Source organism: Neorhizobium huautlense (assembly GCF_002968575.1).
GTDB classification, from domain to species: Bacteria; Pseudomonadota; Alphaproteobacteria; order Rhizobiales; family Rhizobiaceae; genus Neorhizobium; species Neorhizobium huautlense.
The window spans coordinates 93,484-103,296 of sequence record NZ_PVBM01000022.1 but is presented as its reverse complement, the minus strand read 5'-3'; the positions used below and the strand labels follow the sequence as shown (position 1 = coordinate 103,296).

Genomic DNA, 9,813 nt, shown 5'->3' with positions numbered 1-9,813 from the left:
CCCCCGCCGCTCATCAAGGAAAATCCGGAGGAGCTGAAAGCCTGCCTTGCCGAACTCTCCGCGCTTGGCACGAAATTCGAACCCGCCCCCCCTATCGACGACGGCAAGGGTTGCGGCATCGAACAACCGATCAAGGTCGCGGAAGTCTTGCCGGGCGTCGAGCTCGGCGGTGCGATCATGCGCTGCAAGACAGCGGTCACCATGGCGCACTGGCTGAAGGATACCGTCCAGCCGGCGCTGAACATCGCCATGCCGGGCCGGAGGATCACCGGCATCGTACCCGGCTCCACCTATGCCTGCCGGCTGAGAAACGGCGCCTCGACCGGCAAGATCTCCGAACACGCCCGCGGCAACGGCATCGACGTCGCCGCCTTCAGGCTCGACAACGGCGAGATGATGGAAATGAAGCCGCGCGAAGAGGATTCGACGCTCGAAGGCGCCTTCCAGCGCACCGCCACCGCCGGCGCCTGCCTACATTTCACCACCGTCCTGTCGCCAGGCAGTGACGCCGCCCACCAGAACCACCTGCATCTCGACGTGATGGAGCGGGAGAACGGGTATCGGTATTGCAGATGAAGAAATCCGGTTTTACATCTTGCCCCTCGCCCGCCTGCCGGCACCCTAACCCTCCCCGCTGCGGAGAGGGTTAGGGTGAGGCGCAAACCAAAGCAGACCCATCAGAACAGCCCCTCCACAAATCCGGACTCATTGAGGAAGATCCGCTCTGCCGAAGGGATCTTCGGGAGCCCCGGCATGGTCATGATTTCGCCTGTTATTGCCACCACGAAGCCGGCACCGGCCGACAGGCGCACCTCGCGCACGTCCACCACATGTCCTTCCGGCGCGCCGCGCAGGTTGGGATCGGTCGAGAAGGAATATTGCGTCTTCGCCATGCAGATCGGTAGGTTGCCATAACCCTGCCCCTCCCATGCCTTGAGCTGGTCGCGCACGCCCTTGTCGGCGGTCACCTCCCCGGCGTGATAGATCTTCGACGCGATGATCTCTATCTTCTCCATCAGCGGCAGGTTGTCGGGATAAAGCGGCTGAAATTTCGCCTGGCCGCCTTCGGCAAGCTCCACCACCTTCTGAGCCAGCTCCTCGATACCTGCAGACCCCTCCGCCCAATGCCGGCAGAGGATTGCGTCCGCCCCGTGCCGCGCCACATAGTCCTTCACCGCCGCCACCTCGGCATCCGTATCCGAGGTGAAGTGATTGATCGCAACCACGACCGGCACGCCGAACTTGCGCACATTGGCGATGTGACGCCCGAGATTGGAACAACCGCGCTTCAGCGCCTCGACGTCTTCACGCCCGAGGTCGTCCTTGCGCACGCCGCCGTTCATCTTGAGCGCCCGGACGGTGGCGACGATCACCGCGGCATCCGGCGTGAGCCCGGCCTTGCGGCATTTGATGTCGAAGAATTTTTCGGCGCCGAGATCGGCCCCGAAGCCCGCTTCGGTCACCACATAGTCGCCGAGCTTCAGCGCCGTCCTGGTGGCAATCACCGAATTGCAGCCATGGGCGATGTTGGCGAAAGGCCCGCCATGCACGAAGGCCGGATTGTTTTCGAGCGTCTGAACCAGGTTCGGCTGCATGGCGTCCTTGAGGAGCACCGTCATCGCCTTGTCCGCCTTGAGGTCGCGGGCAAAAACCGGCGACCGGTCGAAGCGATAACCGATCACGATGTTGCCGAGGCGCTTTTCGAGATCCTCGAGGTCGGCGGCAAGGCAAAGGATCGCCATCACCTCCGAGGCGACGGTAATGTCGAACCCGCTCTCGCGGGGAAAACCGTTGGCGACGCCGCCGAGCGAGGCGACCACCTGCCGCAAAGCCCGGTCGTTCATGTCCATCACCCGCCGCCAGGTGATCCGGCGCACGTCGATATTCTCCGCATTTCCCCAGTAGATATGATTGTCGATCATCGCCGAGAGGAGGTTATGGGCCGAGGTGATCGCATGAAAATCGCCCGTAAAATGGAGGTTGATGTCCTCCATCGGCACCACCTGCGCATAACCGCCACCGGCGGCCCCGCCCTTGGTGCCGAAGCAGGGCCCGAGCGACGGCTCGCGAACGCAGATCACGGCTTTTTTGCCGATCCGGTTGAGACCGTCCCCAAGACCGACCGTGGTAGTGGTCTTGCCTTCGCCGGCCGGCGTCGGATTGATCGCAGTCACGAGAATGAGCTTGCCATCCGGGCGCTCCGATAGGGAACCGATGAAGTCGGCACTCACCTTGGCCTTGTCGATGCCATAGGGCGCCAAGGCATCGGCCGGGATCGCCAGCCCCGTTCCGATCTCCGCAATAGGTTTCTTCCTCGCGGCACGCGCAATTTTTATGTCCGACTTGACGGCTGTCATACCACTCTCCCCGTTCCCCGTTCCCCGCGGCTCGCACCGTCCGCTCCCTTATAAATAGCCAAGGAAAGGTAGTGAGGGAATGGGAGCAATGGCCTGTGTCGAGGTGAGAAAAGGGAGCGGTACGAGTGCTCGCACCGCCCCCCGAGGCGCCCCCGCCCTGTGTTGCGGTCAGAACCGCTGCGTCAGCGAGATCTTAAACGTCCGGCCGGGCTCGGAATAGAATTCGCGGGCTTGGGCGGAGCCGTTCTGCCTTACGGTTGAATAGTCGTAGTACGTCCGATCAAATACGTTATAAATTCCGGCGTTTATCCTCAGCCCCTTGACCTGCTCGGGCTCCCACCACGCGGTCAGATCCGCGATGGCATAGCCCGGCGTCCTGAAATACGTTCCGCCTTTGCCATCATCGGCGCGCGACGATTGAACACCGATCACATCGACCCCGACACCCCATGCTTCGGTATCGTAGCCGACGCTTGCGACGGCCTTCAAAGGCGGAACCGAACGCAGGAACGTATGATTTTCGAGATCGTTTCCGCGAGCCGCCGCAAGGCCGCCGCCAATTCTGAACCCATTGTCGAAATACTTATGGAAGCTCGCCTCGATCCCGAATATCTCGGCGGTGGCAATGTTTTGATAACCTGTAACGCCGAACGGGAAGTCAGCTGGGTTATAGCCTGCTGCAATCGTTTCAGCCGCAGTGAAGCTGCGTGTGTCGATGAAGTTCCTGTAACGGTTGTAGAAGAGGTTGATGCGACCGCCCAACCTTTCGTCGCCCAGATTTGCGCCGACTTCGAACCCGTGACTGGTTTCCGATTCCAGATTTGGATTGCCGAGGCGCAAGTAGGTCCCAGGTCCCCCGAACACGCTATAGAGCTCTCCGGCCGTCGGAGCGCGAAAGCCCATCGCCCACTGCGCGAAGAGTTCGACATCCTTGTTCACCTCGTAGCCGAGGCGCAGCTTCGGAGACAGCGCCCAGTCCTCGAAGCCGTCCGGCAGTGCGGGGTTGCTGGCGTTGTTGTCATACGCGGAAGTCATCTTCGGCGCATGGCGAACCCAGTCGAAGCGTATCCCGGGTGTCAGGGTGAAGGCGGAATTTTCAAAACCGATCTCGTCGTCGAGATAGAAGCCGATACGGCTCGTCTCGACCTTCGGTGTGTCGGCCTGGTTGGTGTGCAGGTTGGCGCAGGCAGAGAAGCCCGGCGGATAAACTCCGGGAGATATCTCCGGCGGGCAATTGTCGTAACCGGAGGAATATTGTTCCGAGGTGATGCGCGCCAGATCGAAACCGAAGGTGAGCCGATGGCTGAGAGCACCCGCATCGATATTCTTTTCCAGCGCGCCGACCAGGCCGAAGCTATCTTGTTCATAGTCATTGCGTCGGCCGATCGGTCCGGTCACCGAGGTTGAGCGGATTCCGTCATAGCCGTCGACGGTCTTCTGGTTCATGTAATAGAGGGAGGCCCAGGCTCTGTCGATCGGACTGTCGTCGCTCTGGGACTCGTACTTGTAGTCGAGCGAAATGCGGTCGCGGTCCGCGTCCTTGATCGTCGTGTAATTGCCCGCCCGGTAGTTCCCCGTTGCCGTCTGCATGGTGCGCTGGTCGGTCTCGCGGTCCCGGCGGAAGCGCTCTGCGGTCAGCCCGAAGGTATGCCCTCCGTCCAATTCGTGTCGCAGTTTGAAGAGCAGGTTATATTGATCATAGTCCGACGGATTGGCTTCCGTGCGTGCCGTGCTTAACGCATCGACATCGCCATTCGTCTTCCGCTCCTGTCCCTTCTTATATCCGCCCTGGAAAAGGATTGAGCTGTTTTCGATTTTCTTCGCGACGCCGAGCGAGCCGAAGCCGCTACTGTCGGCGCTGTCATAGCCGGTGCGTGCGATACCGCCCCAATCTCGCCCCTCGCTGATGAGGTCTTCCGGCTCCAGCGTCCTGAGGCCAAGGACACCGCCAAGCGCGCCCGGACCAGCTCGGCTGGAATCGGCGCCGCGGACGACATCGACCCCCGAAAGCGAACCGAAATCGAAAGCATCGACGCCGCCGGTCGCATTACGCGTCACGTCGTCGATGAACGGCGTCGGAATGCCGTCCACCGTCGTCAGAACGCGGTTTCCCTCGAGACCGCGGATGTTGATGGCGCCAGTCGTGCGATTGAAATTCACCCCCGGCTCCGCCACACGGCCAAGATCCTCCATATTGGTGATCTGCTTGTTTTCGATCTGCTCCCGCGTGGTTTGGGTCGCCAGAGGCGTGTCCGCCACGCCCCCCGGTTGCGCAACTCTTTTGCCCTTGAGTGTAATCGGCCGCAGCGTGGTGTCCGACCGCGCGGCCTCTTGCGCCGCAGCGCTCGGCCCGAGGGAAAACACAGCAAGTGCGGTGCAAGTAAGCAGGATCGATTGCGTCTGCCGGCGTGTCATGACAGTCCTTTCACACGGGCGCATCGACCCTCGGCGCGCGACAGCACACCGGTTGCGGTGACCCATTTTCAAATCTGGCTAAAATGTGGCGGGAGGCAGAATATTGCCTTAATCATGCCATTAGAAAACATGAGTAACTTTGTCAATTATTAAAATATGACTAGATCAATCATATTTTTGGAGGCATCAGCAAGTTGCAGAAAAGCAACAATACCCCCGCGGCCTCGCGAGCGGTCATCGTCGGCACCGAAATGGGGCGCGGCGTCAAGAACGCCCCATCAGTACAGCCCATTCACCAAGCCTTCATTGTTCCCTGCAGCGACGCTCGGTTAGGCGCGCATCACGTCGAAGGCCCAGGTCGACAAGGGGAAGGAAAAGATCTAGCCATCCACGGTAAGGAACCCGGGTTCCCGGGGTCCTTTAATCAATCGAAGCCGGCAAGCGGTTTTGCCTCACCCTTCGCCGATTGCGATCAGGCTCGCGTTCCCGCCAGCCGCCGCAGTGTTGACCGAAATCACCTGCTCCTCCGCAAACCGCATCAGATAGGCGGGGCCACCCGCCTTGAAGCCGGTGCCGGAAAGGCCCGAGCCGCCGAACGGCTGGGTACCGACCACCGCGCCGATCATGTTGCGGTTGACATAGACATTGCCGACGTCCAGCGCTTCGGTCACCTTGCGGATCGTCGCCTCGATGCGGCTGTGCACGCCAAGGGTGAGGCCGTAACCGGTAGCATCGATCGCCGCCAGTACCTTGTCCAGATCCTTGGCCTTCCAGCGCACCACATGCAGGACCGGCCCGAATACCTCCCTGGTGAGCGCGGCGGCGCTATCGAGTTCGATGATATGGGGCGCAAAGAAATTGCCGGTTGCCGGCGCCTTGCCCGCATAGCGCACCTTCTGCTTCGCCTTCATGGCGGTCACATGATCAACCAGCATCTGCCGCTGGCTCTCGTCGATGATCGGGCCGACATCCGTATTCACCTTGATGGGATCGCCGATGTTGAGTTCGGCCGCCGCCCCTCCGATCATCTTCAGCATGCCGTCGGCGACATCCTCCTGCAGGAAAAGCAGCCTGAGCGCCGAGCAGCGCTGCCCGGCGGACCGGAAGGCCGACATCACCACGTCGTCCGCCACCTGTTCGGAGAGCGCGGTCGCATCGACGATCATCGCATTGATGCCGCCGGTCTCTGCAATCAGCGGTACGATCGGCCCGTCCTTGGCGGCGAGCGCCCGGTTGATCGCATGAGCCGTTTTGGTGGAGCCGGTGAAGGCGATGCCGGCGAGTTTTGGATGCGCGGTGATCGCGGAACCGACATCCGGTCCGCCCGGCACCAGCGCCAGCGCTTCTGCCGGCACGCCGGCCTGATGCAACAGCTTCACCGCCTCATGAGCGATCAGCGGCGTCTGCGGCGCAGGTTTTGCGACCACCGTATTGCCGGCAACAAGCGCTGCCGAAATCTGTCCGAGGAAGATCGCCAGCGGGAAATTCCAGGGCGAGATGCAGCCGAAAACCCCGCGGCCGCGCCAGAGGTGGCGGTTGTCCTCGCCGGTCGGTCCCGGCATCGGCGTCGGCATGGCGAAGAGTTCCCGGCCCTTGTCGGCATAATAGCGGCAGAAATCCACAGCCTCGCGGATTTCCGCCATCCCGTCGTCCAGCGTCTTGCCGGCCTCGGCGGCAAGCAGTGCCAGCAGCCGGTCGCGGTTCTCTTCCAGGAGGCCAGCTGCACGTTCCAGGCAGGCGGCGCGGATTTCCACCGGCTGCCGCGACCAGGCCCGGAACGCCTTGCCGGCAGCCGCGAAGGCGGCATCCACATCGGCTGGCGTCGCATCCTTGACGGTGCCGACGATCTTCGCACGGTCGGAAGGCGAGCGCACCGGCTTCTCCTCGGCCTTGGAGGTGACGCCTGCGACCAGCGGCGCGGCTTTCACCTCGCCCCACGGTCTGGAAACGCTCGCCATCAGCCGCTCGAGATTCTCCCGATGGCCGAATTCGAGACCGGCGCTGTTCTTGCGCCGGCCGTAGATATCGGATGGCAGCGGGATCTGCTTGTGGCGCGCGCTGATGCCGTTGTCGAGGCCGAGCCGCACCGCCGGGCGCTCCAGGAGCTTTTCGACCGGCACCTGCTTGTCGCCGGCCACCGCCACGAAGGAGGAATTGGCGCCGTTCTCCAGAAGCCGGCGGACGAGATAGGCAAGCAGGTCCCGGTAACCGCCGACCGGCGCATAGATGCGGCAGGCGATCCGGTCATTGCTTTCCAGGAGGTCGTCGTAGAGCGCCTCACCCATGCCGTGCAGCCGCTGGAATTCGAAACCGGAGCGTTCCGGCCCCGCAAGCTCCAGAATAGTCGAGACGGTCAGCGCATTATGGGTCGCAAACTGCGGGAAAATCCGCGCCCGCTTGGAAAGCAGTTGCTGCGCGCAGGCGAGATAGGCAAGGTCCGTCGCCGGTTTGCGTGTCCAGACCGGATAGTCCTCGAGCCCCCGCTCCTGTGCGCGTTTCACCTCGGTATCCCAATAGGCGCCCTTGACGAGCCGCACCATCATCCGGCGGTTATGTGTCGTGCAGAGCTGGTCGATATAGTCGATCACCGCCGGAGCCCGTTTCTGGTAGGCCTGGATCGCCAGCCCGAACCCGTCCCAGCCGGCAAGCGAGGAATCGGAGAAGACCGCGGCGATCACGTCGAGCGAAAGTTCCAGCCGGTCGGCTTCCTCCGCATCCACCGTAAAGTTGAGCTGGTGCTGCTTGGCCATGCGCGCCAGGTCGAGGAGATCAGGAACGAGTTCCTTCATCACCCGATCGCGATGGGTCGCAAGATAGCGCGGATGCAGCGCCGAAAGCTTGACCGAAATTCCCATCCGGTCGGGAAGTTGCTTGGCCTTGCCGTGCCTGGCCATATGGGCGCCGATCGACTGGATCGCGTCGGCATAGGAGCGGAAATAGCGTTTCGCATCCTCCGCCGTTCGGGCACCTTCGCCCAGCATATCGAAGGAGTGCCTATATCCCTTTTCCTCGCTCTTGGCGGCGCGAGACAGTGCGTCCTTCATCGTCTCCCCGAGCACGAAGTGATGGCCGAGGAACCGCATCGCCTGTTTCGTGGCACTGCGCACCGTCGGCAGCCCGACGCGCTTCACGAGACCGCGTAAGATTCCTTCCGGCGTCTCGCCGGGCCCGATCACGCGCGCCGAGACGGCAAGCGCCCAGGCGGAAGCGGAGACGAACCAGCTTTCGCCGGAAGCCTCATGGGTGCTCCAGCCGCCCTCGCGCAGCTTGTCCTCGATCAGCCGGTCCTGGGTCAGGGCATCGGGCACCCGCAGCAGCGCTTCGGCAAGCACCATCAGCGCCAACCCTTCCCGCGTCGAAAGCCCGTATTCGCGCAAAAAATCCTCGACGCCTCCGACCTTGCCCGATCCGTCGCGGATCGCGTTGATCATGCGGCGAGCCCGTTGATCGATCGCCGCATCCTGTGCGGGCGTGAAGGTCGTGCGGGCAGCGAATTGCCGGACCAGCCGGTCGTCGTCCCCGGCATAGGGCGCGGTAAAGGGAATGAAGGGTTCGGCGAGGATCTGCTGGTTCATGGAATATCTCCGTTTCATTCTCCACATAGCCGGAATTCTCTGGTGATTTCCGCGGATTTTTGAAATAGTGACGGCATGTTCAACCGCATTTCACTGGATTAGTAGCGAAACATGAGGGAACTCGATCGCCTCGACCGCAAAATCCTCCGCGCACTTCAGAAAGAGGGGCGTCTGAGCAACATAGAACTTGCCGATCGCGTCAGCCTTTCGCCGACCGCAACGGCCGAACGCGTCAAGCGGCTCACCCGCGAAGGTTATATCCTCGGATATAGCGCGCAATTGTCTCCGGAAAAGCTCGGCCGCAATCTGCTGGTCTTCGTGCAGGTCAAGCTCGACCGGACGACGCCCGACGTTTTCGACGCCTTCGCAGCCGCCGTCAAACGCAGTGACGACGTCATGGAGTGCCACATGGTGGCCGGCGGCTTCGACTATCTGGTGAAGGCCCGCGTCGCCGGAATGGAAGCCTATCGGCAGTTTTTATCGGAGGTGATTCTGCCTTTGCCCGGGGTGCGGGAGACCCACACCTATGCGGTCATGGAGGAAATTAAGAGCGCCGGTCACCTGCCGGTTTGAAAAAACCTTCCTCTTTCAGTTTGGAAATGACAAAGAAACTGATTGACTATCGCAAATATCGGGAATAACTGCCCGGACTATGAATTTTCACTAGCTATTCAAGTCACTTCGTATATCTCTTACCGATAACATAAATCCTTATCAGCTTTGCCCAGCATGATCACCCTTCAACGGCAGTCAATCTTGAACAGCGAGATTTCCGCTGCCGATTCGCAGGGTGAAATTTTTGCGGCGTTGAAGCGAACCGCCCGGGAATTCGGTTTTCTGCACGTCACCTTGTTTGCTGCCACCTCGCCGGATGAGGTATTGATGTCGCGGATGATCGTCGAGACGACGCTTCCCGCTGCCTATGTCCAGGAATTCGACCGCCGCCGCCTCCTGCGGCTCTGCCCCGTCGCACCGATCATCAACAACTCGGTCCTGCCGATCTGCTGGTCTCTCGACGATCCGGAGACCGTCCGGGGATTTGCAATCCCTGCAACGATGCAGGAGCTGCAGCGCCGCTACGATCTCGTCACCAGCGTCGCGATGGCGCTGAACTCAATCGATGGCGACCGGTTTATGCTGCGGTTCGACGGCGTCCGTCAGCAACTGAGTCAGGCTGAACTCAATGAGATGGGCATGGTGGTGCTGCATGCCTTTGATGTCTTCGACAAAATTCGACGCGGCATCAAGGCGGTAGCGGTCGGGCCGCTGACCACCCGGGAGTTGGAGGTCGTTCGCTGGACCGCTCAGGGCAAGACGTCGGCCGAGATCGGTCGGATCCTTTCGTTGTCCGATCACACCATCAACGCCTACATGAACAATGCCATCAAGAAACTGGATTGCGTCAACCGCACCCAGTTGGTAGCAAAGGCGTTGAGGCTAAGACTCATAGTGTAGCTCGGGAGCTG

The 9,813-nt window shown here is 61.4% G+C and carries 6 protein-coding genes; 3 read left to right on the top strand and 3 right to left on the bottom strand.

The window, feature by feature from the left end:
* A partial coding sequence (locus C5L12_RS21230) for an extensin-like domain-containing protein (RefSeq protein ID WP_105374047.1) occupies positions 1-576 on the top strand: 576 nt, incomplete at its 5' end.
* 101 nt (positions 577-677) lie between these two features.
* Here C5L12_RS21230 and C5L12_RS21225 read toward each other — a convergent pair.
* From C5L12_RS21225 to putA, 3 genes are all read right to left on the bottom strand, one after another.
* Positions 678-2,357, bottom strand: coding sequence for a formate--tetrahydrofolate ligase (locus C5L12_RS21225; protein WP_105374046.1), 1,680 nt, complete (start codon positions 2,355-2,357; stop codon positions 678-680).
* 168 nt (positions 2,358-2,525) lie between these two features.
* Positions 2,526-4,772 carry a TonB-dependent hemoglobin/transferrin/lactoferrin family receptor gene (locus tag C5L12_RS21220; protein ID WP_105374045.1) on the bottom strand — a complete coding sequence of 749 codons (2,247 nt, stop codon included), beginning with the start codon at positions 4,770-4,772 and terminating at the stop codon, positions 2,526-2,528.
* Between the two features lie 452 nt (positions 4,773-5,224).
* On the bottom strand, positions 5,225-8,347 hold the full coding sequence (gene putA, locus C5L12_RS21215) for a bifunctional proline dehydrogenase/L-glutamate gamma-semialdehyde dehydrogenase PutA (RefSeq protein WP_105374044.1): 3,123 nt from the start codon (positions 8,345-8,347) through the stop codon (positions 5,225-5,227).
* A gap of 111 nt (positions 8,348-8,458) precedes the next feature.
* Here putA and C5L12_RS21210 point away from each other — a divergent pair, with 111 nt between their 5' ends.
* Together C5L12_RS21210 and C5L12_RS21205 are read left to right on the top strand one after the other, a co-directional pair.
* Complete coding sequence (locus C5L12_RS21210) at positions 8,459-8,920, top strand: Lrp/AsnC ligand binding domain-containing protein (RefSeq protein ID WP_105374043.1); 462 nt, start codon at positions 8,459-8,461, stop codon at positions 8,918-8,920.
* Between the two features lie 183 nt (positions 8,921-9,103).
* Positions 9,104-9,802: a helix-turn-helix transcriptional regulator gene (locus C5L12_RS21205; RefSeq protein ID WP_162712440.1), complete on the top strand. Its 699-nt coding sequence runs from the start codon at positions 9,104-9,106 to the stop codon at positions 9,800-9,802.
* The last annotated feature ends 11 nt before the right edge of the window (positions 9,803-9,813 follow it).